At 73.7% G+C, this 26,268-nt stretch carries 23 protein-coding genes; 13 read left to right on the top strand and 10 right to left on the bottom strand.

From position 1 onward, the window contains the following. The first annotated feature begins 339 nt into the window (after positions 1 to 339). The 6 genes from pdhA (at position 340) to ACFY23_RS01540 (ending at position 9,508) form a co-directional block, all read left to right on the top strand. A complete protein-coding gene (gene pdhA / locus ACFY23_RS01565; protein WP_350682782.1) occupies positions 340 to 1,515 on the top strand; it encodes a pyruvate dehydrogenase (acetyl-transferring) E1 component subunit alpha in 1,176 nt (391 codons plus the stop codon). Beyond that, complete coding sequence (locus ACFY23_RS01560; RefSeq protein WP_350682784.1) at positions 1,515 to 2,504, top strand: alpha-ketoacid dehydrogenase subunit beta; 990 nt, start codon at positions 1,515 to 1,517, stop codon at positions 2,502 to 2,504. The genes pdhA and ACFY23_RS01560 overlap by 1 nt, the downstream gene beginning before the upstream one ends. A 5-nt stretch (positions 2,505 to 2,509) precedes the next feature. Continuing rightward, entirely contained in the window at positions 2,510 to 3,985 is a 1,476-nt protein-coding gene (locus ACFY23_RS01555; protein WP_350682804.1) for a dihydrolipoamide acetyltransferase family protein, read from the top strand. Positions 3,986 to 4,206: 221 nt separating this feature from the next. After that, positions 4,207 to 4,344: a hypothetical protein gene (locus ACFY23_RS01550; protein WP_165947779.1), complete on the top strand. Its 138-nt coding sequence runs from the start codon at positions 4,207 to 4,209 to the stop codon at positions 4,342 to 4,344. A gap of 345 nt (positions 4,345 to 4,689) precedes the next feature. Next, on the top strand, positions 4,690 to 7,554 hold the full coding sequence (locus tag ACFY23_RS01545) for a hypothetical protein (protein ID WP_350818935.1): 2,865 nt from the start codon (positions 4,690 to 4,692) through the stop codon (positions 7,552 to 7,554). 121 nt (positions 7,555 to 7,675) lie between these two features. Continuing rightward, a complete protein-coding gene (locus ACFY23_RS01540; protein WP_350682788.1) occupies positions 7,676 to 9,508 on the top strand; it encodes an NHL domain-containing thioredoxin family protein in 1,833 nt (610 codons plus the stop codon). An 88-nt stretch (positions 9,509 to 9,596) separates the two neighbouring features. On the opposite strand, the gene ACFY23_RS01535 is transcribed toward ACFY23_RS01540, so the two are convergent. Genes ACFY23_RS01535 through ACFY23_RS01525 form a run of 3 tightly spaced genes read right to left on the bottom strand, consistent with a single transcriptional unit; the run spans position 9,597 to position 11,804 of the window. Further along, on the bottom strand, positions 9,597 to 10,346 hold the full coding sequence (locus ACFY23_RS01535; protein WP_350819237.1) for a 5-oxoprolinase subunit PxpA: 750 nt from the start codon (positions 10,344 to 10,346) through the stop codon (positions 9,597 to 9,599). Next, a complete protein-coding gene (locus ACFY23_RS01530) occupies positions 10,330 to 11,190 on the bottom strand; it encodes a biotin-dependent carboxyltransferase family protein (RefSeq protein ID WP_350682792.1) in 861 nt (286 codons plus the stop codon). The genes ACFY23_RS01535 and ACFY23_RS01530 overlap by 17 nt, the downstream gene beginning before the upstream one ends. After that, positions 11,187 to 11,804 carry an allophanate hydrolase subunit 1 gene (locus tag ACFY23_RS01525; RefSeq protein ID WP_350682794.1) on the bottom strand — a complete coding sequence of 206 codons (618 nt, stop codon included), beginning with the start codon at positions 11,802 to 11,804 and terminating at the stop codon, positions 11,187 to 11,189. The genes ACFY23_RS01530 and ACFY23_RS01525 overlap by 4 nt, the downstream gene beginning before the upstream one ends. Positions 11,805 to 11,911: 107 nt before the next feature. Here ACFY23_RS01525 and ACFY23_RS01520 point away from each other — a divergent pair, with 107 nt between their 5' ends. Then, a complete protein-coding gene (locus tag ACFY23_RS01520; RefSeq protein ID WP_350682796.1) occupies positions 11,912 to 12,589 on the top strand; it encodes a hemolysin III family protein in 678 nt (225 codons plus the stop codon). 84 nt (positions 12,590 to 12,673) lie between these two features. Here ACFY23_RS01520 and ACFY23_RS01515 read toward each other — a convergent pair whose 3' ends face one another. After that, positions 12,674 to 12,961: a DUF6458 family protein gene (locus ACFY23_RS01515; RefSeq protein WP_350682798.1), complete on the bottom strand. Its 288-nt coding sequence runs from the start codon at positions 12,959 to 12,961 to the stop codon at positions 12,674 to 12,676. 114 nt (positions 12,962 to 13,075) lie between these two features. Here ACFY23_RS01515 and ACFY23_RS01510 point away from each other — a divergent pair, with 114 nt between their 5' ends. Beyond that, on the top strand, positions 13,076 to 13,612 hold the full coding sequence (locus tag ACFY23_RS01510) for a histidine phosphatase family protein (protein WP_350682800.1): 537 nt from the start codon (positions 13,076 to 13,078) through the stop codon (positions 13,610 to 13,612). 120 nt (positions 13,613 to 13,732) lie between these two features. Here the strand turns inward: ACFY23_RS01510 and ACFY23_RS01505 are convergent, their stop codons facing one another. The 4 genes from ACFY23_RS01505 to ACFY23_RS01490 form a co-directional block, all read right to left on the bottom strand. Continuing rightward, on the bottom strand, positions 13,733 to 14,002 hold the full coding sequence (locus ACFY23_RS01505) for a DUF6458 family protein (RefSeq protein WP_043961115.1): 270 nt from the start codon (positions 14,000 to 14,002) through the stop codon (positions 13,733 to 13,735). Positions 14,003 to 14,637: 635 nt separating this feature from the next. Further along, positions 14,638 to 16,494, bottom strand: a complete 1,857-nt coding sequence (locus tag ACFY23_RS01500) for an acyl-CoA dehydrogenase (RefSeq protein WP_350683094.1) — start codon at positions 16,492 to 16,494, stop codon at positions 14,638 to 14,640. A 164-nt stretch (positions 16,495 to 16,658) separates the two neighbouring features. Then, complete coding sequence (locus tag ACFY23_RS01495) at positions 16,659 to 17,792, bottom strand: PP2C family protein-serine/threonine phosphatase (protein ID WP_350683096.1); 1,134 nt, start codon at positions 17,790 to 17,792, stop codon at positions 16,659 to 16,661. A gap of 100 nt (positions 17,793 to 17,892) precedes the next feature. Continuing rightward, on the bottom strand, positions 17,893 to 18,522 hold the full coding sequence (locus ACFY23_RS01490; protein WP_350683098.1) for a septal ring lytic transglycosylase RlpA family protein: 630 nt from the start codon (positions 18,520 to 18,522) through the stop codon (positions 17,893 to 17,895). A gap of 235 nt (positions 18,523 to 18,757) precedes the next feature. On the opposite strand from ACFY23_RS01490, the gene ACFY23_RS01485 reads away from it, so the two are divergent. Together ACFY23_RS01485 and ACFY23_RS01480 are read left to right on the top strand one after the other, a co-directional pair. Further along, positions 18,758 to 19,306 (top strand): phosphoribosyltransferase family protein, encoded by a 549-nt coding sequence (locus ACFY23_RS01485; protein ID WP_350683100.1) that lies wholly within the window; start codon positions 18,758 to 18,760, stop codon positions 19,304 to 19,306. A 194-nt stretch (positions 19,307 to 19,500) separates the two neighbouring features. Then, positions 19,501 to 19,932: an ASCH domain-containing protein gene (locus ACFY23_RS01480; RefSeq protein WP_350683102.1), complete on the top strand. Its 432-nt coding sequence runs from the start codon at positions 19,501 to 19,503 to the stop codon at positions 19,930 to 19,932. Positions 19,933 to 19,942: 10 nt separating this feature from the next. On the opposite strand, the gene ACFY23_RS01475 is transcribed toward ACFY23_RS01480, so the two are convergent. Then, positions 19,943 to 20,824 carry an LLM class flavin-dependent oxidoreductase gene (locus ACFY23_RS01475; protein ID WP_350683104.1) on the bottom strand — a complete coding sequence of 294 codons (882 nt, stop codon included), beginning with the start codon at positions 20,822 to 20,824 and terminating at the stop codon, positions 19,943 to 19,945. A 248-nt stretch (positions 20,825 to 21,072) separates the two neighbouring features. Between ACFY23_RS01475 and ACFY23_RS01470 the strand changes: the two genes are divergently transcribed. The 3 genes from ACFY23_RS01470 to ACFY23_RS01460 all read left to right on the top strand — a co-directional run bounded on the left by ACFY23_RS01470 (position 21,073) and on the right by ACFY23_RS01460 (position 25,525). Further along, a complete protein-coding gene (locus tag ACFY23_RS01470) occupies positions 21,073 to 21,876 on the top strand; it encodes an AAC(3) family N-acetyltransferase (RefSeq protein ID WP_350683106.1) in 804 nt (267 codons plus the stop codon). 209 nt (positions 21,877 to 22,085) lie between these two features. Continuing rightward, positions 22,086 to 24,431, top strand: a complete 2,346-nt coding sequence (locus ACFY23_RS01465; RefSeq protein WP_350683108.1) for a FlgD immunoglobulin-like domain containing protein — start codon at positions 22,086 to 22,088, stop codon at positions 24,429 to 24,431. 2 nt (positions 24,432 to 24,433) lie between these two features. Continuing rightward, complete coding sequence (locus ACFY23_RS01460) at positions 24,434 to 25,525, top strand: hypothetical protein (protein WP_350683110.1); 1,092 nt, start codon at positions 24,434 to 24,436, stop codon at positions 25,523 to 25,525. Between the two features lie 70 nt (positions 25,526 to 25,595). Here the strand turns inward: ACFY23_RS01460 and ACFY23_RS01455 are convergent, their stop codons facing one another. After that, positions 25,596 to 25,982, bottom strand: a complete 387-nt coding sequence (locus ACFY23_RS01455; RefSeq protein ID WP_350683112.1) for a hypothetical protein — start codon at positions 25,980 to 25,982, stop codon at positions 25,596 to 25,598. Positions 25,983 to 26,268 lie beyond the last annotated feature (286 nt).

Genomic DNA, 26,268 nt, shown 5'->3' with positions numbered 1-26,268 from the left:
CGGCCGCGCGTCGATGGAACGGACACCCGGCGCTTCGTGTAACGAAGCGGACCGCCCTCCCGGTGCGGGGCGGGCGTACTGTGGGCGCGCTCACGTGTGATGCGAATATGGACCACGACGGCAACGCAGCCACACCTCCGCGCACCCCCGCGGCAGGCGCGGCTGCGCGCCGGCGCTCCCGAACCGGGTTCGGCCAGAATCCGGCTTCACGCCGCGCGGCAACCCCCACCGGGGCTAGGCGCGGCCGCCAGGAACCGGTCCGGCACCAGCCGGACAGGCGCACGAGTTGCGCGGCCGGGTGACCCCCCGGTGCCGACGCAGACAGACAGGGAGAGACGGATGGCAAAGGGCGACCCCGGGGTCTCCAGCCGCGGCCGGCGGGCCGCACCCCGCTCCAGAAAGGGCGCGACCGGCGACCCGCAGCTGGTGCAGCTGCTCACCCCCGAGGGTGAGCGGATCGAGAGCGCGACCGGCCCGGACGGGACGGAGTACCGCGTCGACTTCACCGACGAGGAGTACCGCGGGCTCTACCGCGACCTCGTGCTGGTCCGCAAGCTCGACGCCGAGGCCACCGCGCTGCAGCGCCAGGGCGAGCTGGGCCTGTGGGCCAGCCTGCTGGGCCAGGAGGCCGCGCAGGTCGGCTCGGGGCGCGCACTGCGTACGCAGGACATGGCCTTCCCGACCTACCGGGAGCACGGCGTCCTCTACTGCCGGGGCATCGACCCGATCATGCCGCTCGGCCTGTTCCGGGGCGTGGACCAGGGCGGCTGGGACCCGAACGAGTTCAAGTTCAACATGTACACGATCGTGATCGGGGCGCAGACCCTGCACGCGACCGGGTACGCCATGGGCGTCGCCATGGACGGCAAGACCGGGACCGAGGACGGCGAGGCGGTGATCGCCTACTTCGGCGACGGCGCCACCAGCCAGGGCGACGTCAACGAGTCGTTCGTCTGGGCCAGCGTCTTCAACGCCCCGCTGGTGTTCTTCTGCCAGAACAACCAGTACGCCATCTCGGAGCCGCTGGAGCGGCAGACCCGCGTCCCGCTCTACCAGCGGGCGGGCGGCTTCGGCTTCCCCGGCGTGCGGGTGGACGGCAACGACGTGCTCGCCTCGTACGCGGTGACCCGGCACGCGCTGGACAACGCGCGGCTCGGCCAGGGCCCCAGCCTGATCGAGGCCTACACCTACCGGATGGGCGCCCACACCACCTCCGACGACCCGACCCGCTACCGGATCGCCAGCGAGGTCGAGGCCTGGCAGGCCAAGGACCCGATCGCCCGGATGAAGGCGTTCCTGGAGAAGCAGCAGCTCGCCGACGCCGACTTCTTCGCCTCCGTCGACGAGCAGGCCCGCACCGAGTCGGTGCACCTGCGCGAGCGGGTGCTCGCCATGCCCAACCCGGAGCCGGTAACGATGTTCGACCACGTCTACCCCAACGGGTCCCCCGAGCTCGACGAGCAGCGGGCGCAGTTCACGAAGTACCTGGAGTCGTTCGAGGGGAGCGCCCACTGATGGCCACGGATACGCTCACCCTCGGCAAGGCCCTCAACACCGGCCTGCGCAAGGCCCTGGAGAACGACCCCAAGGTCGTCATCATGGGCGAGGACGTCGGCAAGCTCGGCGGCGTCTTCCGGATCACCGACGGGCTCCAGAAGGACTTCGGCGACCGGCGGGTGATCGACACCCCGCTCGCCGAGTCCGGCATCATCGGCACCGCGGTCGGCCTCGCCATCCGCGGCTACCGCCCGATCTGCGAGATCCAGTTCGACGGCTTCGTCTACCCGGCGTACGACCAGATCGTGTCGCAGGTGGCGAAGATGCACTACCGCTCGCAGGGCAAGGTCAAGATCCCGATGGTCATCCGGATCCCCTTCGGCGGTGGCATCGGCGCGGTCGAGCACCACTCGGAGTCGCCGGAGGCGTACTTCGCCCACACCGCCGGCCTCAAGGTGGTGAGCTGCGCCAGCCCGCAGGACGCGTACACGATGATCCAGCAGGCCATCGCCTCGGACGACCCGATCGTCTTCATGGAGCCGAAGCGGCGCTACTGGGAGAAGGGTCCGGTCGAGCTGGACGCCCCGCTGTCCGAGGCGTACCCGCTGCACTCCGCCCGGGTCGCCCGGCCCGGCACCGACGTGACGGTGCTGGCGTACGGGCCGATGGTGCGGACCTGCCTGGACGCGGCAACGGCCGCAGCCGAGGACGGCCGCGAGCTGGAGGTCGTCGACCTGCGCACGCTCTCCCCGCTGGACCTGACCGCCGCGTACGAGTCGGTGCGGCGCACCGGCCGCTGCGTGGTCGTGCACGAGGCCCCGGGCAACCTGGGCCTGGGCTCGGAGATCGCGGCCCGGATCACCGAGGAGTGCTTCTACTCCCTGGAGTCCCCGGTGCTGCGGGTGACGGGCTTCGACACTCCCTACCCGGCCTCCCGCGTGGAGGAGGAGTACCTTCCCGACCTCGACCGGGTGCTCGACGCCGTCGACCGCACCTTCGGCTGGTGAGCGGCATGTCGCGGATCAAGGAGTTCAACCTTCCCGACCTGGGCGAGGGCCTGACCGAGGGCGAGATCCTCGCCTGGCTGGTCAAGGTCGGCGACGTCATCGAGCTGAACCAGCCGATCGTCGAGGTGGAGACGGCCAAGGCGGCCGTCGAGATTCCGGCGAAGTGGGCCGGCCAGGTGCAGGCGATCTTCCACCCGGAGGGGACCACCGTCGAGGTCGGCACGCCGATCATCGCGATCGACACCGACCCGGGCGCCGGGCCGATCGAGGCGTCGACGACCGGTGCCCCGGCCGCCGACCTGCCCGCCCCGTCGGCGGCGTCGCTGGCCGCGGTCGAGGTGGCGCCGGCCGAGGGTGCGGTCGAGCCGGGCCTGATCGGCGGTCCGGCCCCGGGCGGGCGCACCGCCGTGCTGGTGGGCTACGGCCCGCGGACCACGGCCGCCAAGCGGCGCCCGCGCAAGGGCGGCGCCCCGGTGCCGGCGCAGGCGACGGCACCGTCGGCCCCGGTCGCTCCGGCGGTCCCGGTCGCTCCGGCGCCGTCCGCGCCGGTGACCACCGCGCCGTCGAACGGCCACGGCCGGGCCGGCGGCCCGGTGCTGGCCAAGCCGCCGGTCCGCAAGCTCGCCAAGGACCTCGGCGTCGACCTGTCCGCGCTGACCGGCTCGGGCCCGCTGGGCTCGATCACCCGGGAGGACGTGCAGCGGGCGGCGAGTGGGACCCCGGCGGCGGCCGAGCCGCTGACGGTGGCGGCCACGGCCACGGCGGCAGCGAGCTTCGGCGCGGACCGCGAGCAGCGCATCCCCGTCAAGGGGGTACGCAAGCTCACCGCCGAGAACATGTCCCGCTCGGCGTTCACCGCCCCGCACGTGACGGAGTTCCTGACCGTCGACGTGACCCGGGCGATGAAGGCCCTGGACCGGCTCCGCAACCGGCGGGAGTGGCGCGACGTGCGGGTCTCGCCGCTGCTGCTGGTCGCCAAGGCGGTGCTGCTGGCGGTCAAGCGGCACCCGATGGTCAACTCGACCTGGGCCGGCGACGAGATCGTGGTCAAGGACTACGTCAACCTCGGCATCGCGGCGGCGACCGAGCGCGGGCTGATCGTGCCGAACATCAAGGACGCCGGCCGGCTCTCGCTGCGCGAGCTGGCGGACGCGATGACGGACCTGGTGCAGACGGCCAAGGCGGGGAAGACCTCGCCGGCCGACATGTCCGGCGGCACGCTGACGATCACCAACGTGGGTGTCTTCGGCGTGGACACGGGCACGCCGATCCTGCCCCCTGGCGAGTCGGCGATCCTGGCCTTCGGCGCCGTACGCGAGATGCCCTGGGTGCACAAGGGCAAGGTCCGCCCGCGCCAGGTCACCACGCTGGGCCTGTCGTTCGACCACCGGATCATCGACGGTGAGCTGGGCTCGAAGTTCCTGCGCGACATCGGGGACTTCCTGGCCGACCCGGAGGCGGCGCTGCTCGCCTGGACCTGACGGGTCTCGACACCAGCCACGGCCGGTGTGCCTCGGGTGAACGCCCGGCACACCGGCCGTGACCGTTGGGCGACAGAAACATCGGCCCCCGGCCCGGCACACCTTCGATTGTTCGGCTCGTGTCCCAGCTCACCTAATAATCGATGGAAGTTGAGGCCGTTCTGCGGTTCAATAGAGACATCAAGGGGCTGACAACCGAATAGCCAGGAGGAGAGACCACCATGAGCATGATCGAGCGAATCCGTAACCGCCGCGACGCCAACCGCCGCGCCCGTGCCATCGAGCACGCGCTGCGCTCCGCCAACTCGCCCGCGGTCCGCGAAGAGATCCTCGCCATCGCCCAGCGTCACATGAGCTGACGCCCCACAACGTTCCTCACCTCCTCCAGATCGATGGCCCGCCCGGTCCGCCCGGGCGGGCCATCGGCGTTTCACACCGATTGACACCGGGATTCCACCCCGCCGCAGCGCCCGGTACGGTGGGCTTCGGTCGTCGCCCGCCGACCGGGAACAGGTCGAGTCGATAGAAGCCGCTCGACACCACCCGGCCACGTGGAGTGACGGCCGGTGCTCCCCGGAGGCCCTCGGGCGGTCACCGGATACGGTGCGGGGAGCCGGCAGGGCCGGTACACCGGCGACGCCGGCCACCCTGCCGAGCAGACCGATCGGCAGCGGCGGCCGACAGGTGATGGAGGAGGCGCACGCATGACGTCCGAGGGCACGCACCACCCCGGCCAGCAGCCGGACGAGGTGTCGCCGGGCGCCGGCGGACCGGCGCCGTACGGCGACCGCCCGGCGCAGCAGGGCAACGGCTACGGCGGTGCCCCCGACCTGGGCTGGGCGCCCCCGCCACCGTCCGGGCAGCCGAACCCGCCCGCCTGGGCCAGCCAGAACGGGCAGCAGGCCGCCCCCGCCTGGGGCGCCGGCCAGGCTCCGCAGCAGGCCGACCCGGCCCCGCCCGCCTCCTGGGGTCCCGCCGGCGGGTCGCCGCAGCAGGCGTGGGCCGGCGCGCAGGGAGAGCAGCCCGGTCCCGCGTGGGCCGCCGCCCCGCCGCCGCACGCCACCCCCGACCAGCCCGCCTGGGCCCAGACCGAGCAGCCCTCCCCGGCCTGGGCGCAGCCCGAGCCCGCCGCACGCGGCGCCGCTCAGGTGCCGCAGGCCGCCCCGGCCCCGCAGCCCTGGCCCGCCCAGGACGACCCCGCCCGCTCCGGCGGCTGGAACGCCGAACCTCCGCAGGACCCCGCCCGCTCCGGCGGCTGGAACGCGGCCGGGCCGCAGCAGGACGACCCGAACCGTTCCGGCGGCTGGTCCGCCGGACAGCAGGACGACCGGGCCGCGCAAGACGACCGGCCCCGACAGGACGGCTGGGCCGCCCAGCAGGACGACCCGAGCCGTTCCGGCGGCTGGACGGCCGGGCAGCAGCAGGACGCGCAGCCCGAGTGGGCGCCGGCCGAGCAGGTGTCCCCCGCCTGGGCGCAGCCCGAGCCCGCCGCACGCGGCGCCGCCCGGGTGCCGCAGGCCGCCCCGGCCCCGCAGCCCTGGCCCGCCCAGGACGACCCCGCCCGCTCCGGCGGCTGGAACGCCGAGCCCCCGCAGGACCCCGCCCGCTCCGGCGGCTGGAACGCCGCCGGGCCGCAGCAGGACGACCCGAACCGTTCCGGCGGCTGGTCCGCCGGACAGCAGGACGACCGGGCCGCGCCGCAGGGTGGCCAGCAGCAGGGCGACGAGTGGCCGGGCCGGGACGAGCCGGCCTCGGCCCGCGCCGCGGCCTCGGTACCGCGGCAGCCCGAGGACCGGGACCCGAACGGCTGGGGCGCCCCCGAACCGACCTCCACCCCGCCCGGCCGGGCGGCCGTTCCCGCCTCCGGCGACGGCGGACCGACGCCGTGGGGCCCCGCGGCCGAGAGCGTCCCGCAGCGGGTTGGCGGCGTCGACCACCCGGTCGTACCGGACGTCGAGCCGTGGTCCGCGGACGAGGCGTGGGGCCGCGCCGAGGCGGGCGAGCCCGCCGCGAACCGGGCCGGCAACGGTTGGGAGGCGGACCGCGCCGAGGAGCCGCCGATCTACCAGCCCGCCCCGGGCCCCGGCATCTCGCCGGCCAACGCGGTGCCGCTGCCGCCTCAGGAGCAGCGGGTGCCCGGCGCCAGCCTGGCCGCCGCCCCGCCGGCCGACTACGTCCCGCCGGCGCAGTTCGCGCCCGAGCAGTCCGCCCGGGAGGGCGGTGTGCCGGCGTACGGGCAGGAGCCGCCGGGCTGGGCGCAGGCCGGCTCCCGGCACGAGGAGCCGCAACCCCCCGCCGGGCCGGTGGTGCCCGCGCCGCGCACCTCGCCCGAATTGGGCGGGCGGGCGGCCGTACCGGCACCGCAGGGCGCCGAGGCGGCCGCCGGCAGCGTCTCCGCGAGCGCCGCGGTGCCGCTGGCCAGCCGGGTGATGCCGCCGGCCGACCAGGCCCTGATGCCGGGTGGCACGCCCGCGCCGCAGCCCCGGGTGTACGGCCGGCCGGCCCGCCCGGAGCCGGCGGACGAACCGGCGCAGGACGAGCCGCACGGGCACCGGGCGGACCACGCGCCGCCGCGGTTCGACCAGGGGCCCGAGACGCGGTTCGACCACGACGCGCGGTTCGACCAGGGCCCGGACGCGCGGTTCGACCAGGGCCCGGACGCGCGGTTCGACCAGGGCCCGGACGCGCGGTTCGACCAGGACGCGCGGTTCGACCAGGGCACGCCGTTCGACCAGGGCCCGGACGTCCGGTTCGACCAGGGCACTGACACGCGGTTCGACCAAGGCCCGGACGCCCGGTTCGACCAGGACAGCCGGTTCGACCGGGCTCCCGAGCCGCGGTTCGACCAGGGGCCGGAGCCCCGCTTCGACGACCGGGACCGGGGGGCGGCCGCCTTCGGCGCCGCGGCTCCGGTCGCGCCCCCGGCCTTCCCGCCGGGTGTGCCGTCCTTCGTCGACGCGCCGGCCAACGACCGGCCCGTCAACGGGGTCCGGCCGCACGATGGCGCGGACCGCCCCGCGGAGCACTTCGGTGCCCCGCCCGCCGGTGCCGCCACCGCCGGCGTGGCATCCGGCTACGGGCCCACCCCGATGGCCGACCCCGCCCCGGGCGGCGCCTTCCCGCCGGCGTTCCCGCCGCCCGGGCAGCAGCCCGGCCCGTCCTCCTGGGACCAGGGCGGCCCGGACCAGGACCAGGGCCGGTTCGATTCGTTCAAGCCGATCGCCGAGCCCAAGACCGAGGCGCCCACGCCCAAGGTCCGTAACGGGCGGGTGCTGGCCGCCGTGCTCGTCGCCGCCGTGCTGATCCTGGCGGTGCCGCTGGGCCTGCTCATGCTGCTCGGCAAGGTCGGCGGCGCGGAGGAGGCCCCGGCCTTCGACCCTGCGGTCGGCAGTTGCGTCAAGCAGTCGGGCGAGAGCGCCGCGCCAGCGAACTGCGGCGAGGCGGGCGCCTTCACCGTGGTCTCCAGGGTGGACGCGAAGGACAAGTGCGCCGACCCGGCCCAGCCGCACGTCGTGCTCCAGGGCGAGGGGGCGAACCGGGTGCTCTGCCTGAAGCCGGCCGGCAAGTAGCCACAGCACGGGGGCGGGGCCACGGGAGACCGTGGCCCCGCCCCCGTTTCGCAGTGGGATGTGATCGAGCCCGCGTAGGGTGCCGCCCGGCCCGGCCCGCCGCGTCCGGCAGACTGGGCTCATGAGCGCACGAGTACGGGCCCCTGAGCTGCGCGGTCGGGGCTGGCTGAACACCGGCGGGCGGGACCTGAAGCTGTCCGATCTGCGCGGCAAGATCGTGATCGCGGACTTCTGGACGTTCTGCTGCATCAACTGCCTGCACGTGCTCGACGAGTTGCGCCCGCTGGAGGAGAAGTACGGCGACGTGCTCGTCGTGATCGGCGTGCACTCGCCCAAGTTCGAGCACGAGAAGGACCCGGACGCGCTCGCCGCCGCCGTGGAGCGGTACGGCGTCCACCACCCGGTGCTCGACGACCCCGAGCTGGACATGTGGCAGCAGTACGCGGCCCGCGCCTGGCCCACCCTGTCGGTGATCGACCCGGAGGGCTACGTGGTGGCGACCATGGCCGGGGAGGGCCACGCCGAGGGGCTCGCCCGGCTGGTCGACGACCTGATCGCCACCCACGAGGCGAAGGGCACGCTGCACCGGGGCGAGGGCCCGTACGTGCCGCCGGCCGAGCCGGAGACCACGCTGCGCTTCCCCGGCAAGGCGGTGCTGCTGGAGAACGGCAACCTGCTGGTGTCGGACTCGGCCCGGCACTCGCTGGCCGAGCTGGCCCCGGACGGCGAGACGCTGGTCCGCCGGATCGGCTCCGGCACCCGGGGGCGGGCCGACGGTCCGGCCGCGGCGGCCACCTTCTCCGAACCGCAGGGGCTCTGCCTGCTGCCCGCGCACGTCGCCGAGGTGGCCGGCTACGACCTGGTCGTCGCCGACACGGTCAACCACCTGCTGCGCGGCGTACGCCTGACGGACGGGGAGGTGGTCACGGTCGCCGGCACCGGCCGGCAGTGGCGCTCCACGGTCGACGACCACGCGCACGACGCGGTCTCGGTCGACCTCTCCTCCCCCTGGGACCTGGCCTGGTACGACGACAAGATCGTCATCGCGATGGCCGGCATCCACCAGCTCTGGTGGTTCGACCCGGTGAAGCGCACCGCCGGCATGTACGCGGGCACGACCGTGGAGGCGCTGCGCGACGGCCCGCTGCCCGAGGCGTGGATGGCGCAGCCGTCCGGCCTCTCGGTCTCGGCCGACGGCGCGCGGCTCTGGGTTGCCGACAGCGAGACCAGCGCGATCCGCTACGTCGAGAACGACGTCATGGGCACCGTCGTCGGGCAGGGGCTCTTCGACTTCGGCCACGTCGACGGGCCAGCCTCCTCGGCGCTGCTCCAGCACCCGCTGGGGGTGTGCGCGCTGCCGGACGGCTCGGTGCTGATCGCCGACACGTACAACGGGGCGGTCCGCCGCTACGACCCGGAGGGCGACCGGGTCTCGACGGTCGCCGACGGGCTCGCGGAGCCGAGCGACGTCGTGCTGACGCCGGACGGCGACGTGCTGGTGGTGGAGTCCGCCGCGCACCGGTTGACCCGGCTGGCGCCGGGCGCGCTCTCCGCCGCCGGGGCGAGCACCGTGGACGGCCCCCGGCACCGCACCGAGCGCAAGCCCACCGACCTGTCCGCCGGCGAGGTGACGCTGGACGTCGTCTTCACCCCCGCGCCGGGGCAGAAGCTGGACGAGACGTACGGCCCGTCCACGCGGCTGGTGGTCTCCGCGTCCCCGCCCGAGTTGCTGCTGGAGGGTGCCGGCACCGGCACGGAGCTGTCCCGCCGGCTGGTGGTCAACGGCGACGTGGCCGGCGGGGTGCTCCAGGTGACCGCCCAGGCGGCGACCTGCGACGCGGACGTCGAGCACGCGGCATGCCACCTGACCCGCCAGGACTGGGGCGTCCCGGTCCGGGTGGTCGACGGCGCCGCCGCCCGGCTTCCGCTGGTCCTCCGCGGCCTGGACGCCTGAACACCACGCGGACGGCGCACGCCGCCCGGCCTCTGTGTCAGGAGGGGCACCTTCCTCTACAAAATGCGATAGGAAGGTGCCCCTCCTTTCACGCGAACGAAGTGAGCGTGACCCCCGCATCAACCAGGGCGGCGCGCACGAGCTCGGCGCACCGGACCGCGCCGGGGGCGTCGCCGTGCAGGCAGATCGACTCGACCGGGCACGGGATGACGCTGCCGTCGACGGCGACCACGGTCTGCTCGGTGGCCATCCGGACGGCGCGGGCGGCCACCTCCTCCGGGTCGGTGACCAGCGCGCCCGGGGCGGCGCGTGGCACGAGCGAGCCGTTGGGCAGGTAGCCACGGTCGGCGAAGCCCTCGGCGACCACCCGCAGGCCCGCCCCGGCGGCGAGCTGGGCGAGGACCGAGCCGGGCGAGCAGAGCAGCGGCAGTTCGTGGTCGTAGTCGCCGACCGCGGCGACCAGCGCCGCCGCCTGGGCCTCGTCGCAGGCGGCGGCGTGGTAGAGCGCCCCGTGCGGCTTGAGGTAGCGGACGCGGGTGTGGAACAGCCGGCAGAACGCGTCGAGGGCGCCGAGCTGGTAGGTGACCTCGTCGCGCAGCTCCGCGAAGGCGTACGCGATGTGTCGCCGGCCGAAGCCGGCGAGGTCGCGGTAGCCGACCTGGGCGCCGACGGCGACCCCGCGTTCGGTGGCGGCCTCGCAGACCCGGCGCATCGTGGACGCGTCGCCGGCGTGGAAGCCGCAGGCGACGTTGGCGGAGGTGACCAGGTCCAGCAGCGCGGCGTCGTCACCGAGCCGCCAGATGCCGAATCCCTCGCCGAGGTCAGCGTTGAGGTCCATGGAACCTGACCGTAGTCCCTGGGCGCGCCTGCGCGAGGGGGGTCACGTCGTCCACCACCCCGACGACGGGGTACCCGCCCGTGGTCGGGTGGTCGGCGAGGAAGATCAGCGGCTGGCCGTCCGCCGGCACCTGCACCGCGCCGAGCACGATTCCCTCGCTGGGCAGTTCCCCGGCCACCGCGCGGGGCAGCGCCGCGCCGGTGAGCCGCGCACCGACCCGGTTGCTCACCGGGCTCACCGCGTACGCGGTGCCGAACAGCCGGTCCAGCGCGGCCGAGGTGAACCAGTCGTGGCGGGGGCCGAGGCGCAGCGTCAGCCGCAGCTCGGTCGGGGTCGGCGCCGGGATGGTGACGTCCACCGGGGCGGGCGGCCCGGTCGGTGTGCCCAGGGGCAGCAGGTCGCCGTCGCGCAGCGGCGGCGGGCCGAGCCCGGAGAGCGTGTCGGTGGCCCGGCTGCCGAGCACCGGTTCGACGGCGATCCCGCCGCCGACCGCGAGCCAGTTGCGCAGGCCGTCGCGGGGCGGGTCGATCCGCAGCACGGCACCCGCCGGCACCGACAGCGGCCGTCCCACGTCCCCGAACCGACGGCCGACCCGGACGGCGGTGGCCGCCCCGGTCACCGCGACCGTCGCGGCGCGCGGGAACCGCAGCTCGCAGCCGGTCGACGTGGTCTCCAGGCCGGCGGCGGACTCCGGGTTGCCGACGAGGCGGTTGGCCAGCCGCAGCGCCGCCGGGTCGAGTGCGCCCGACCGGGGCACGCCGAGGTGGGCCCACCCGGCCCGGCCGAGGTCCTGGACGGTGGTCAGCGCCCCGGCGCGGAGCACCTCGACCGCCGTCCCGGTCACGCCGCCACCAGGCGCACCTCGGTGCCGGGGATGAGCCGGGCGGGCGGGTCCGCGTGCACGTCGAAGAGGGCCGCGCCGGTCCGCCCGACCAGCAGCCAGCCGCCGGGCGAGGCCGCCGGATAGATCCCCGCGTACGGGCCGGCCAGGGCGACGGAGCCGGCCGGCACCCGGGGGCGCGGGGTGGGCAGCCGGGGTACCGCCAGTGCGGCGGGGAGCCCGGTGAGGTAGGCGAACCCGGGGGCGAAGCCGCAGAAGGCCACCCGGAAGGCGGTACGCGTCAACCGCTCGACCACCGCCGGCACGTCCACGCCCCAGTGGCCGGCGACGACGGGCAGGTCCTCCCCGTCGTACGTCACGGGGACCTCGACCCGGTCGGCGGCAGCCGTGTCGGCGGGGGCGGGCGGTCGGGGTGCCCAGGCGGCGATGCGCGCGGCGGTCGCGGCCGGGTCGGGCACGCCGTCGAGCAGGACGGTGGTGGCCGCCGGCACGATCTCGACGGCGGTCAGCTCGCCGCGTTCGCGCCGCTGCCACAGCGTCGCCCGCCATCCCTCCACCTGGTCGGCGTCGTCACAGTCGATCAGCAGGGCGTGCGCGCCGACGGGTCGGATCCGCATCCCGCCATACTCCATGACCGACCCGCGGCACCAGGGTCGACCGGTCGCCGTCCCACGTGATCAGACGCACTACTTGCAGGTAACCTACGGTGCCGTAACCTGATGTCGTGACCACCTCCGCCCCGCTTCGACTCAAGCCGGTCGACATCGGTAAGCCCCGGATGCGCGGCTGGCTGCACACGTACGCGTTCTTCGTCGCCCTCGTCTGCGGGATCGTGCTCAGCGCGATCGCCGCCTCCCGACCCGGCTGGGCGCCCCTGGTGAGCTGCGTGATCTACAGCCTGACGGTGTGCGGGCTCTTCGGCACCAGCGCGCTCTACCACCGTCGCGTGTGGTCGGAGCGCGGCTACCAGATCATGCGCCGGATGGACCACTCGATGATCTTCGTGTTCATCGCCGGCACGTACACGCCGTTCTGCGTCCTGCTGCTGGAACCGCGACCATCCGCGATCATGCTGTCGCTGGTGTGGGGCGGCGCGATCGCCGGGGTGGCGCTCAAGCTGGTCTGGCCGCACGCCCCCCGCTGGGTCTCCGCGCCGCTCTACCTGGCGCTCGGCTGGGTCTCGGTCGCGATGCTGCCCGACATCCTGCACCAGGGCGGCGTGACCGCGCTGGTGCTGCTCATCGTCGGCGGCGCGATCTACAGCGTCGGCGCGGTCTTCTACGCGCTGCGCCGGCCCAACCCGTGGCCCACCGTCTTCGGCCACCACGAGTTCTTCCACGCCTGCACCCTGGTGGCGGCGCTCTGCCACCACATCGCCATCTACTTCGCTCTCTTCGCCTGACCGACCGGCCGGGCCCACCCACGCCCCGCTGCGCACGACGACGGGGCCCCGCCACGCTGCGGAGCCCCGGTCGGCGTCGGGACGTCAGACCGTACGGCGCGGCCGACGCACCTCGCGGTACTCCTCGACGACCCGGTCGTCCTGCACCGGCACGACCCGCTCGGCGACGACCCGGTCCTCGGCCACCGGGCGGGCGACGACCGCCCGACGGCGCGTGTTCCAGAAGTGGAGGGTGACCAGCAGGCCGGCCAGGCCGGCGAGCATCAGCACCCAGCCGACGACCGCCAGGTCGAGCCAACCCAGATCCGCCTCCACAGCGAACGCGAAGATCGCACCCAGCGCGATCAGGAAGATGCTGCCACCAAAACCCATGTCGTCGCCTCCTCGGCTGTCCCTGGCGTTTCCCGCCGCCGCGGCCATCGGTGGGGGTGCGGCCTCCATCGACTTACCCAGGCGTTGTGATCGCCAATCGGGCAAGCTGGGGACATGACGGACGCTCACGCCGCGGGACGGACACTCGTGCTGCTCCGGCACGCCAAGGCCGAACAGCCGGGGGAGGCGCCGGACGTGGGCCGCCCGCTGGCCGTCCGGGGGCACGCCGACGCGGCGGCGGCCGGGGCCTGGCTGGCCAAGCACGAGCTGCTGCCGGACGTGGTGATCTGCTCGGCCGCCCGGCGCACCCGCGAGACCTGGCACGGCGTGGCGATGGGCATGACCGGGTCACCACCCGAGGGCGGCCCGGCCGGCCCCGCCCCCGTCGTGCGCTACGAGGCGGACGCGTACGAGGCGCATCCGGAGGACCTGCTGGCACTGGTCAGGCGGGTCGATCCGGCCGCGCGCACCGTCCTGCTGATCGCCCACAACCCGGGCATCTCGCTGCTCTCCGCCCTCCTGGACCCGGCGCGCGCGGACCAGGACGGCATGCGTACCAGCGATGTCGTCGTGCACCGGCCCCAGGTCGACTGGGCCGATCTGGGCCGGGGACAGGCTCCGATCACCCACCAGCACACCGCACGCGGCTGAGCCGCCCGCGCTCGCGGGCGGCTCAGAGACGGCACGCGGGCCGCGCCCCTGGCTCGCGGTGCCGGTCGTGCCGCCGGCCGGCGTACCGCCGCCTGGGGCCGGCGGCACGGCGGCGTCGGCTCAGGACGGCGGTGCCGTCGGCGGCGGCGGGTCGGGCGGTGGCGGCATCATCGCGGTCGGATGCGAGAGCCGGTTCTCCTCGACGATCAGTGTCCGCGCCCGCTTACGGCGGTCCTGCCAGAACCAGAGCGTGGTCAGCAGTACGGCGAGGCCGGCCAGGATGAACACCCAGCCGACCGCGCGCAGGTCGACCCACCAGACGTTGGCCCTGATGGCGAAGGTGAGGATCGCGCCGATCGCGATCAGGAAGATCCCGCTACCAATGCCCATGTGCGCTGCACTCCCCCGTGCGGTGGCTCTGGGCGTTCTCTGACGTGGCCCTGCGACGGTTACCCGCCACACCGCCCGGCTACCTGGATGGGGCCACCGAATAGCCGTGGCGCCCCCTCTTCCGGACCTCCTTCGGGCGGGGCCGCTCGGCTCGCCCACGAGGCCGACGGCCTCGCGCCTGACTGCGGAGCGTGACGGAGCTGGAGATTCTTGGGGCCTCACGGAAAGTAACGGTCTCGCCGCCCGCTACCCGTTACCAGGCCGCCACGAATCGGGCAAGGGGCGCATCCCGCACAGATAGGGGCCACCAACGCCATGCCTCCGCGCCGCCTTTGCTCTGCACCCACCGACGCAACGGACACCGAAAGTGCCTGGTGCCTCCGTGGGTGCAGAGCAAAGGGCGAAAAGGGCATCCTCTCCTCGGCGCGCCGTCCGCAACGCTGCGTGATCGGCGGGTGGCCGCAGGCCGGTCGGCGGGCGCGGCATCCTCCGGGAGACGTCGACGGCCGGCGGGCTGCCGCCCGCCGGCCGTCGTGCCTGGCCTCTGCCGGGTTGTCACCCGGCCACACCGCCGTACCGCCACGCCGCCGCCCGCGGCACGGCACCGCCGCGCCGCAGCGCGGGGGTGGCGTGTCTCAGAAGGCCTCCTCCGGGAGGTCCATGATGTCCAGGTCGGTGCCCTCGATGATCCGCCGGTCGGCGCCGATGCGGGGCAGCACCTCGCGGGCGAAGAACCGGGCGGCGGCCACCTTGCCGGTGTAGAACGCCTTGTCGGCGGCGGAGACCTCGCCCGCCAGGGCCTTCAGGGCCACGTCGGCCTGCTTCTGGAGCAGCCAGCCGACGACCAGGTCGCCGACTGCCAGCAGGAACCGGCGGCTGGCCAGGCCGACCTTGTAGAGTGCCCGGGTGTCGCCGCCCTGCGCCTCGCCCAGCCAGCCGGTCAGCACCCCGAGCATGTTCTGGACCTCGGCGAGCGCCTTGCCGAGCGCCTGCCGCTCCTCCTTGAGCTGGCCGTTGCCGCCCTCGGTGGCGATGAACTCCTGGATCTCGCCGGCGACGACCATCATGGCCTTGCCGTTGTCCCGGACGATCTTCCGGAAGATCAGGTCGAGGCTCTGGATCGCGGTGGTGCCCTCGTACAGGGTGTCGATCTTCGCGTCGCGGACGTACTGCTCCAGCGGGTAGTCCTGGAGAAAGCCGGAGCCGCCGAAGGTCTGCAGCGACTCGTGACCGAGCAGCTCGTACGCGCGCTCCGAGCCGACGCCCTTGACCAGCGGCAGGAGCAGGTCGTTGACCCGCTTGGCCGTCTTGGCGGCCTTCTCGTCACCGGCCGTCTCGGCCATGACGATCTTGTCCTGCCAGCTCGCCGTGTAGCACACGAGCGCGCGCAGGCCCTCGGCGTACGACTTCTGCAGCATCAGCGAGCGGCGCACGTCCGGGTGGTGGGTGATGGTGACCCGCGGCGCGGTCTTGTCCGCCATCTGGGTCAGGTCCGCGCCCTGCACCCGGCTCTTGGCGTACTCGAGGGCGTTGAGGTAGCCGGTCGACAGGGTGGCGATCGCCTTGGTGCCGACCATCATCCGGGCGTTCTCGATGATCATGAACATCTGCCGGATGCCGTCGTGCTTCTCGCCCAGCAGCCAGCCCTTGGCCGGTACGCCGTGCTCGCCAAAGGTCACCTCGCAGGTGTTCGACACCTTGAGGCCCATCTTGTGCTCGACGTTGGTGGCGAAGACGCCGTTGCGCTCGCCCAGCTCGCCGGTCTCCTCGTCGAAGTGGTACTTCGGCACGACGAACAGCGACAGGCCCTTGGTGCCCGGGCCGCCGGCACCCTCGACGCCGACCGGTCGGGCCAGCACGTAGTGGACGATGTTGTCGCTCAGGTCGTGCTCGGCCGAGGTGATGAAGCGCTTCACGCCCTCGATGTGCCAGGAGCCGTCGGGCTGCGGGATGGCGCGGGCCCGGCCGGCGCCCACGTCCGAGCCCGCGTCCGGCTCGGTGAGCACCATCGTGGAGCCCCACTGCTTGTCGGCGAAGAGCTTGGCCCACTTCTTCTGCCGCTCGGTGCCCTCGACGTGCAGCACGTGCGCAAAGGACGGGCCGGAGGAGTACATCCAGACCGCGGCGTTGGCCCCGAGCACCAGCTCGGCGAGGGACCAGACCAGCGCCCGCGGCGCGTTGCTGCCGTCCAGCTCCGCCGGGAGCTCCAGCCGCCAGAACTCGGAGTTCATGAACGCCTGGTACGACTTCTTGAACGACTCCGGCAGCGGCGCGGTGTGCGTGGCCGGGTCGAAGACCGGCGGGTTGCGGTCGCTGTCCAGGTAGCTGGCGGCCAGGTCCTCCCGGGCGAGGCGGTCGACCTCGGCGAGGATGTCGCGCGTGGTGTCGACGTCCAGCTCCGTGTACGGCTCCTGGCCGAACGCCTGGTCCGCCCCGAAGACCTCGAAGAGGTTGAACTCGAGGTCCCGAAGATTGCTCTTGTAGTGGGTCATGCTCGCTGGCCCCGCTTCCGGACAGGTGTTACCGATCAGTAACCCTGACTGTATTACTCGCGGGTAGGAAGCGACAAGACGATCCCGGAAGTGACGGCGATTACACAGCTCCCGTTCAGGTTGCCGAGACCGTCCCGACACCCTCCCGCAACGGGCCGCCCGGCTCAGCTCTCGGCCGCGCCGACCTCCCAGCTCGGCACGGCCGCGGTCGCGGTCGTGCCGTCGCGCGAGCCCGTGTACTCCATCAGGACCAGGGCGATGTCGTCGTCGAGCCGGCCGTGCACCCACTCCTTCAGGGCGGTCTCCAGCGAGGCCAGCCCGTCGGCGACGGTGCCGTGGCCGAGCAGCCGCCAGGCCCGGTCGGCGGTCGGGAAGAACTCCCCGTCCCGGCGCGCCTCGCCGAGCCCGTCGGTGAAGAGCAGCAACCGGTCGCCGGGCTCCAGCCGCTCGACCCGGGGGCGGACCACCGGCATGAAGCCCAGGGGCGGCGCGGGGGCCGGCGGTTCGAGCGGGATGACGGCGCCCCGGCGCAGCAGCAGCGGCGGCGGGTGACCGCAGTTGACGATGGTGAGCGTGCCGCCCCGCTCCTCGACCAACGCGGCGGTGACGAAGTCCTCGTCGCCCACGCTCCGGGCCACCGCCCGGTCCAGGTCGGCCACGATCGCCCGCAGGTCGGCCCGCTCGTACGCCACGTGCCGGTACGAGCCCAGCACGATGCTGGCCAGCCGGACCGCGTCCAGCCCCTTGCCCCGCACGTCGCCAATAATCATCCGCACCCCGTACGGCGTGTCGATCGCCTCGTACAGGTCCCCGCCGATCTCCGCCGTGGCGGTGGAGGAGATGTAGCGGGCGGCGACCGAGAGCGTGCCGACCTGCGGTCCGAGCGGGCGCAGCACGGCCTGCTGCGCCACCGCCGCCAGCCGGGACAACTCGGCGATCTGCTCGGCCTGCCGTTGCCGTACGGCCGCCGTGGCCGCCGCGATCCCGGTGCCCAGCGCGATGCACGTGACCGCCACCGCGGTGGACAGCGACACGGTCTGCTCGCCGAGGGCGAAGCCCGCCCCGAGCGCCGTGGCGGCGGCACCCACCCCGAGCACGATCCGCCACGACGCCAACGCGGCGGCCAGGAAGGGCCCGGCGACCATGAGCGCGATGTAGTTCGCCGACCGCCCGTCGGCCAGCTCGACCACCGAGACGATCGCAAGCAGGACGATGGCCGCGCCGAGGCCGGCGCGGGATCCGGGGCTCAGCGGGCCGGAGCCCGACTGGAAGGGTTTCGTGCGTACGAGGGACAGCATGCCTGATGGACGTGAACGGGTGAATGAACCTGGCCCGTCGTCCGAGGATGTTCTGGCCACGCGGATCACCCCGGCGGGCCGATCGCGGCCCGGCGAGGGCTCAGCCGAGCACCTCGTAGCGGACCTCGACGTGACCCGCGTCCAGCGAGGCGATCTCGGCGAACGCGGCCCGGGACAGGTCCAGGCAGCGCCCCTCGACGAACGGGCCGCGGTCGTTGATCCGCACGGTCACGGACTTGCCGTTCGCCGGGTTGGTGACCCGGACCCTCGTGTCGAACGGCAGGGTCTTGTGGGCGGCGGTCAGCTCCGACGGGTCGAAGGTCTCGCCGTTGGCGGTGAGCTGCCCCTCGGAGTAGAAGGAGGCGCCGCACGAGCCGCTGCCCACCACGGGTCGGGCGGTGCTGGTCTTCTTCGTCGCCGTGGGCTTCGGCGCGGCGGTACGCGGCTTGCTCCGGGAGGGCGCCTGGGGCGACCGGGTCGCCTCCGGGCTGGCGGTCACGCTCGGCGACGCGCTGGCGCTCGGCGAGGCGGCCGGCGAGCTGGGGGCCACGCTGCTCGGCGACCCGGTGGGCGACAGGTCGACGGCGACCGGCCGCGCGGCCTCGGAACCGGAGGTCAGTTGGACGGCGCCGACCGTCCCGCCGACGGCAAGGGCCACCCCGACTGCCGCGGTGGCCGCGATGGCGGCCGGCGAGGAGAACCTGCGGGTACGGGAGTGCCTGCCAGCCACCGGTCCGGTCCTTTCGTCATCTGAACAAACCGGGTCGGACCGTAACGAGAGAAGCACTTCCGAAGTCAACGTGATCATGCGGGTATGCCCGCAATTGCGGTGATACGTGTAGCCGATCATCCGACCCCGGGGTGGGCCGGGCGGCCCGGGTGGCGCGCGGGACGCGCAGAGGTGGGCCGGGTGCCGCCGGCCTTCGTGGCGAGCGGGTCGCGCCGGCTGCCGCAGGATGGGTGGTATGTCCCCCGAGCTGAGTACACGCCTCGCCGAACTGGTCCGCTGGATCGATCCCGGCCCCGGCGCCAGTCACCTGGTCAGCGACGTCTCCGGCTGGTGGCGCGACCCCGAGGTGCTCGCCCGGCTGGGGCCGGCCCTGGTGGAGCCGTTCCGGGCCGCCCGGCCCACGGTGGTCGTCTCGCCGGCGGTGACGGGGTTCCTGCTCGGTCCGCTCGCCGCCACGGCGCTCGGGGTCGGCTTCGTGCCGGCGCACAAGCCGGGCGACGGCCGGCTGCCCGCCGGGCCGCTCACCTGGGCGCAGAGCCCACCGGACTTCCGCGGCCGGCGGGTGGACCTGGCCGTCCGGGACCACGGTCTCGACCGCGGCGACCGGGTCCTGGTGGTGGACGACTGGGTCGCCACCGGAGCCCAGGTCCGCGCGCTCTACGAGATCTGCGCCGCGCGCGGCGCCGAACCGGTCGGCACCGCCGCCGTCGTGCTCGACTGCCCGCCGGCGGTCGCGGCCGAACTGCGGATCCGGGGGCTGGTCAGCGGGGAAGCGCTGACGTGACCTGGACGAACGCCTCGACTGCCGTGCAGACCCGGCAACGGGTGTCGTAGCCCCGCCCGGGGACGAGCGCCGCACGCCGATCCGCCGTGACCGCCCTCCGTGGTCGCCGACCTGCCGACCGTACCGTCGAGGGGGTCGCCGGCGGGCGACAAATGCGCAGGTACGAGATCAACGACGGCGGTAGCCTCGGCAGGATGTGGCCTCGGATCGGTGAACTGCGCACCCTCGCCCTCGGCACTCCCGGCGAGCTGCGGACGCGACTGAACACCCTGGTGCTCGCCGGGGTGAAGACGGCGACCGCCGGCCTGCTCACCGAGTACGCCGAGGAGGGCGAGGAGCTGGAGCACGTCGGCGAGCGGCTGGCCCTCGTGGACGACGAGGACTCGCTGGTCGGCGTCGTCGAGGTCACCGGCGTCGAGGTGGTCCGCTTCGCCGACGTGTCCTGGGACTTCGCCCGGTCCGAGGGCGAGGGCGACCGCTCGGTCGAGGAATGGCGCGAGGGGCACGCCGCCTACTGGGCGCGGGTCGGCACCCCCGTCACCGACGACAGCGAGGTCGTCTGCATCCGGTTCCGGTTGGTCTCGGCCGGCGACGGCGGCGTCCCCACCGGCGACCTCGGCACCTGAGAGCGACCGGTCAGTCCCGGCGCAGCTCGGGCAGCAGGCGGGTGGCCACGTCCACCAGGACGGCCTCGTCGCCGGCGTACCAGCTGCTGGCCCGGGGCCAGTGCGTGACCACGTCGGTGAAGCCGAGGGCGGCGGCCCGGCCGACCTGGTCGGCGAAGAACTCGGCGCTGCGCAGCGAGAAGACGGGTGCCGAGTCCAGCGAGAGGTAGCGGTCGAGGGTGGCCGGTTCGCGGCCGGCCGCGGCGAGCGTCTTGTCCATCCGGGCGCAGAGTTCGGCCACCCCGTCCCACCAGCTCTCCAGGTCGTCCCCGCCGGGGCCGGTGGTGACCCAGCCCTGGCCGAACCGGGCCGCCAGCCGCATCGACCGGGGCCCGTTGGCGGCCACCACGAACGGCACCCGGGGCGTCTGGACACAGCCCGGGTTGTTGCGCGCGTCGACCGCCGTGAACCAGTCCCCGCGCCAGGTGGTGCCGTCCTCGCGCAGGATGAGGTCGAGCAGCTCGGTGAACTCGGCGAACCGGTCGACGCGCTGGCGCGGCGGCAGCGTCTCCCCGCCGAGCACGGCCGAGTCGAAGCCGATCCCGCCCGCGCCGAGACCGAGCAGCAGCCGCCCGCCGGAGACGTCGTCGAGCGCGGTGACCTGCCGGGCGAACGCCGCCGGATGCCGGAAGTTCGGCGAGGCGACCAGCGTCCCGAGCCTGATGCGGGAGGTCACCGTCGCGGCGGCCGTCAGCGTGGCCACCGAGTCGAACCACGGCCCGTCGACCAGGTCCCGCCAGCCCAGGTGGTCGTACGTCCAGGCGTGGTCGAAGCCCCACTCGTCCGCCTGCCGCCACCGCCGCCGGGAGTCGGACCAGCGCTGGTCGGGAAGGATCACGATGCCAATCCGCATGATCGCCAGCCTATCGGCCGTCCCCGGCCCGGGCGCCCACCGCGCGCTGGCTGGTGTTCGGCCGGGCCAGCCGCCGCACGAGGTGTCGCACCCCGCTCGGGGTGCGATCACCATGCCGTACGCGCTCACCGAGCGGCCCACAGCCCGGGCGCCGGTCGGTGCGGGGCCGCCGTCCTGCCGGTCGATCGCGTACCTCCCGGGGGGAAACGCGGTGGGCGGCCCGCCGAAAGCCGCATAGGCTGCGCGGCGTGGATCAATCCGCGCCGCACACCGCCGCCTCCCTGGCCGCCGACCTGCGCGACCTCGGCGTCTCGGCGGGCGACGTCCTGCTGGTGCACTCGTCGATGCGGAGCCTCGGGTTCGTCGCCGGCGGTCCGCAGGCGGTCGTGGAGGCCCTGCTGGCGGCGGTCGGCCCCGACGGCACTCTCGTGGTGCCCACTCACACCCCGGAGAACAGCGACCCTGCCGGCTGGCGGAACCCGCCCGTACCCGAGTCGTGGTGGCCGGTGATCCGCGCCCACACGCCCGGCTTCGACCCGGCGCGCACGCCGAGCCGCTGGGTGGGCGCCCTTGCCGAGGTGGTCCGTGTCTGGCCGGGCGCCCGGCGCAGCGACCACCCACAGGTCTCGTTCGCCGCCCTCGGCGCGCACGCCGCAGAGATCGTGGCGGGCCACCGCCTCGACGAGGCGCTGGGCGAGCGGTCGCCGCTCGGCGCGGCGTACCGCCTGGACGGCAAGGTGCTCCTTCTCGGCTGCGGGTACGACTCGAACACCTCGCTCCATTTGGCGGAGTGGCGGCAGTCGTCCCCGCCCCGCACGGAGGAGGGCGCCTCGGTGCGGCAGCCGGACGGAAGCAGCCGCTGGCTCACCTGGACCGATGTGCGTACGGACGAGGGCGACTTCGGGCGGCTGGGCGCCGAGTTCGAAGAGACGGGCGCGGCCGTCGTGGGCCGGGTGGGCGAAAGCACCGCCCGACTGATGTCGCAGCGCGCGCTGGTCGACTTCGCCACCGCCTGGATGGCGGCCCACCGCGCCCGCTCCGCCGAGGCGTAGCGCTCGACGGGCCACGGAGTGGACGGGTCCGCCCGGAGTGGATTCGGCTGCTAAGCTCCCGCCACTTGTCCGGGGCTTCCGGCCGTCGCGGGTCGCGTGCGTGGCCGGCCACCGCGCCGGTGTGACGCCGCAGGAACAGCTTCCCGGCAAGACGTCTTCCGGCTCCGTGGCCGGAACCCCTCACCCTCTGTCCTACAGGGAGGACGAGCGTGGTCCGAGGCTCGCTCATCCGCGCCGGCATCGCCGCCGCCGTGTCGTTCACGCTCGCCGCGGGCCTGACCTCGTTGTCGGCCGGCAGCGCGCAGGCCGAACCGGTCGCGGGAGAGGCGGTCATCCCCGCCACCTACGTCCTGGATCCCCAGACGGCGCTGTTGAGCGCGGGACCCTCGGGTTTCCTCCGTCACGAGCCCACGCTGGGTTACCTGTGGACGAGCTACGCGGGCGTCGACACCAAGCTCGACATGTCCCTCACGGACGCCGTCATGGTCCCGGACTTCGGCGCCGGCTCGGACATCGTCGCGAACCCGAAGCTCGCCACCAGGACCGTCACCCTGCGGGACATGGCGGCCGGCCGATCGCGTACGGTCCCGATTCCCCTCGGCCACACGTACGTCAGCACGCTGGGGTGGACGGTCGTGACGACGACGGGAAACTCGTCCGACGCCAACTACACGTGGCACCTCTTCGACGCCCACGACGACGGTTCGGTCACCCAGCGTGCCGTGGCGGGCGTCCCCGACGGGATCGCAGGCTCGACCGAGGTCGGGGCCCCGCTGGGCGACGCGCGCGGGCAGATCGTGCAGTACCGGGTGGGCACCACGGCACGCACCGGGTTTCTCGACATCGAGCAGGGCCGGCTGATCCCGCTCCCGTACACCAGGTGGGCGGGCACCGGCACCGTCGTGCTCACCTCCACCCACCTGCTGTGGTCGCAGGACGGCGCCGTCGCCATCCACTCGCGCGAAGACCTCACCGCCACCCCGCGGACGGTGCCGCTGGCCGGCGGTGCGCAGGTCCTGGGGATGGTCGGCGAGACGCTCGTGGTGGGCCGGCACGATCCCTCGCTGGGCCCCCTGAGCTACCTGGATCCGGTCTGGCGGGTCGAGGCCGTGGCCCTCGACGGTCGTCCGGCGAAGACGCTGCTGGCCAGGTCGGAGGGGCTCCCCATGCCGACGCCGGACGGCAGGCTCCTGGTGCAGGGCGGCCCCGACCTGGACCGGTGGGGAGTGACGCTCGTCGAGGCCGCGGACGGCGGCGACGTGACGGTCCGCAAGATCGCCGAGGCGTACCCGCGGAAGTTCGGGGCGGTGTTCGGGCTGACCCTCACCCAGGGGCGGCTGAACACCCTGGAGCACCACGACGCCTGGCAGGATCGGCGCGACCTCTACACCCGGGAGATCGGCGTGACCGGCTCCCTGACTGTCGGCCCGCGTACCGCCCGGGGCCCCGGGCCCGCCAGCTGCGACACGCCGGGGTGCCCCGAGCTCCACGACACCGGTGACGGCCGGACGGTCGTCTCGGGCCTCAGCTACGGGCGTACGGACGACGACCGGCAGCCCCACCTGCTGGGGCCGACCCAGCCCATGCCCGGAACCCGGATCGACAGCTCCCGCACCTACCACTCGGTGGCGGCTGTGGGCGTCCGTTTCGCGGCCCTCACGGCACCCGGCGGCACGGGTACGGAGACCCGGGTCGTCGATCTCGACACCGGAAAGACGGTGTTCACGACGACGGCCTCCGTCGAGGCGCTGTGGGGCACCACCGTGTGGGTGCGGGACGGCAACGACGCCGTGGCGCCCGTCGACGTGTTGACCGGGCAACGGGGCGCTCAGGTGTGGTTCGGCAGTGGGTGCCTCCTGGAAGACCTCCAGGCCGTCGGGCGGTGGCTGCTGTGGACCTGCGTGGGCTCGGCGTCGGGCCAAGGCGTCTACGACACCGTGAAGAAGACGAACCTGCGGCTCGTCTCCGGCGACGACTGGTCGTCGGCGAAGCTCGGCGACGGCTTCGTGGCGTCCGAGGCGGACGGCCAACTGAAGGTGACCGACGTCCGCGACGGGACGCCGAGGTCGCACACCGCCGGGGCGTTCGCGTCGTGGCGGCCCTGGGGCGTCGACCCGTACACCGGCGTCATCGCCCACCTCGGCGCCGACGGCGGCATCCACCTGGTGCCCAGCGGCGTCCCGGTCTCACCCCTCGCCCAGCTCGACGCCACCGTCGCCACGGCGGCGCACGTCAACGGCGGTGCCGGGCACTGGAGCCCGAAGTGGTGGCTGTCCAAGCCGGCCGCCTCCTGGACGCTCGTGATCAGGAGTCAGGCCAGCGGCGCGGTCGTCCGTACCCTTTCCGGCGGCCTGACGCGCGGCCTGGTGGCCACGACCTGGAACGGCAGGGACGACCGCCGCCGGTCGATACCCAACGGCGCCTACACGTGGACGCTGACCGCCACGCCGGCCGACGGGCAGGGCGCGGCCCTCACCAGGTCGGGGACCGTGCAGCTCAGCCACGAGTGCCGCATCGGCAACCGCCCGCAGCTGATCACGGTCAGGTGTTCCTGACCATGACCGTGCCGGACCGTGCTGCCCCCGGGAGTTCACCCCGGGTCGCCGCTCAGCTCGTGGCCACCGTCGCCGCGCCACTCGACCCCACCTCGGCGGACGCCCCAGAGGTGCTGCACTGGCCCGGGCGCCGGCTGCTGGTGCAGCGCGGGGACACCGAGCTGGCCGTCCGCGACTTGGACGGGGAGGGGACGGAGGTGCGCTTCCCCGCGCCCTGGCCGCGCCGGTACGGCTCGACGACGGTCTCTCCCGCGGGCGATGTCGCCGTGTTCGTCGGCGTCCACGCGTTGCGAGCGGTGGACCCGACCGGCGCCGTACGGTGGGAGATGCGGCACGGTTGCTGGTCGGCCGCCGTGTGCACCGAGTCCCACGCCTCGTTCTCCGAGTACGCCGACGACCACCACCACGGCCACGCGGACAGCGGCTCGGCGGCCTTCTCCTCGGACGGCAAGCTCCTCTGGGCCCACGTCCGCAACTACGCGGGGGACGAGGTCAAAGAGGAATGGCTGATCCTCGACCCCGCCGACGGCAGGGTGCTGGCCCGGGCCGAGACGATGACCGTGGGTTCGGCCTCCTTCCACTTCCCCCATCCGGATCCGGCGCACATGGGGCTGACTGTCGCCGAGGGAGAAGAGGACTCGCCCGTGCTGTGGGGGCACTGGGATGGCGCGACGCTCACTGTCCGGCAGTTCGTCGAGGAGGTCCTCCTCGCCGTGAGCCCGTCCGGGGAGCACTTCCTGACCACGGATCCGGGACAGTGGGCCCTCTACCTGCACCGCGCGGAGGACGGCACGGAACTGCGGCGTCTGAACGCCGAGGCAGTCGTGCCCCCTGCCTCAACCGCTGGCGACCGCGTTTGCTGGGGCTACGAGGCGGCGTTCCCGTACGACGACAGTGCCGTGGTCGCCACCGAGTACGACGAGGAACTGCCCCGCCACTGGCTGGCCGACCCACGCACGATGGCCCTGCGCGGACGGATCGCCTACCCCTTCCCCGTCTCGGGGTCGCCGCGGTCGGCCGGGCGGGGCGCCTGGTACACGGTCTCCGGAGACCAGACCAACCTGCACCTGTGGAACCTGCCGCACGGGGTATGAGCCAGGGGCGGCTCGTCGGACCACACACGCTTCAGACGGTGGCCGAGGGGACGGATGCGATCGTACGGCTTTATTTTCCGTCTTCCGGTGGCATGCGGCTGGCCTTCTTGCCAGCCTCCGTCTCGACGAGCGTGATCGCTCCCACCCAGGTGGCGTCCTCGGGGTACTCCCATGTCGCCGGGTCGGCCAGCAGTCGCGGAAGGTGCTGCCGTGCGACGACCTCCCCCGGCATCAGTCCCTCCCGCCCGTCCTCGGCGATCCACCGGTCATACCGACGCGCTTCAATCCAGCCACGATCGATCAGCGACAACAGGACCTGGGCGAGCTCGTGGAGAGGCATCTCCTGCTCATTCGCGACCAGATCACCAAAGACGCCTGCCAGCAGATCCATCTCGAACGCGTTGATGAGGAACGCCCGTTCCACGTTCGTCAGGCGCTCCCAGTCACGACGGCTCACCGAGCGATGGTGCCATCCCAGGACACGGTCGCCTACCTACGTCTGACCGGAGGCTTGACTCCATAGGAGCATCGCCCGCCTCCCACCTGATGCCCGGCATGATCCTCAAGGCGCCTCGCGGAGGCCTCACGGTCCGCGACAGGAACACGCATTGCGGGATGAGTCGCGCGGGTGTCAGCCTCGCCTCGTCCGATCTGGCGCGGCAACCTCAACAAGCTGATCGATTGGAAGGCGGCCAAGAAGTCGGCCGACGGCTCGGGCAAGGCCAAGGCGTCACACCGTCTTA

The sequence above is a fragment of the Micromonospora sp. NPDC000121 genome (assembly GCF_042899165.1).
Classification (GTDB): Bacteria; Actinomycetota; Actinomycetes; order Mycobacteriales; family Micromonosporaceae; genus Micromonospora.
The sequence above is the reverse complement of the archived record's forward strand: the minus strand, read 5'-3'. Positions and strand labels throughout refer to the sequence as shown.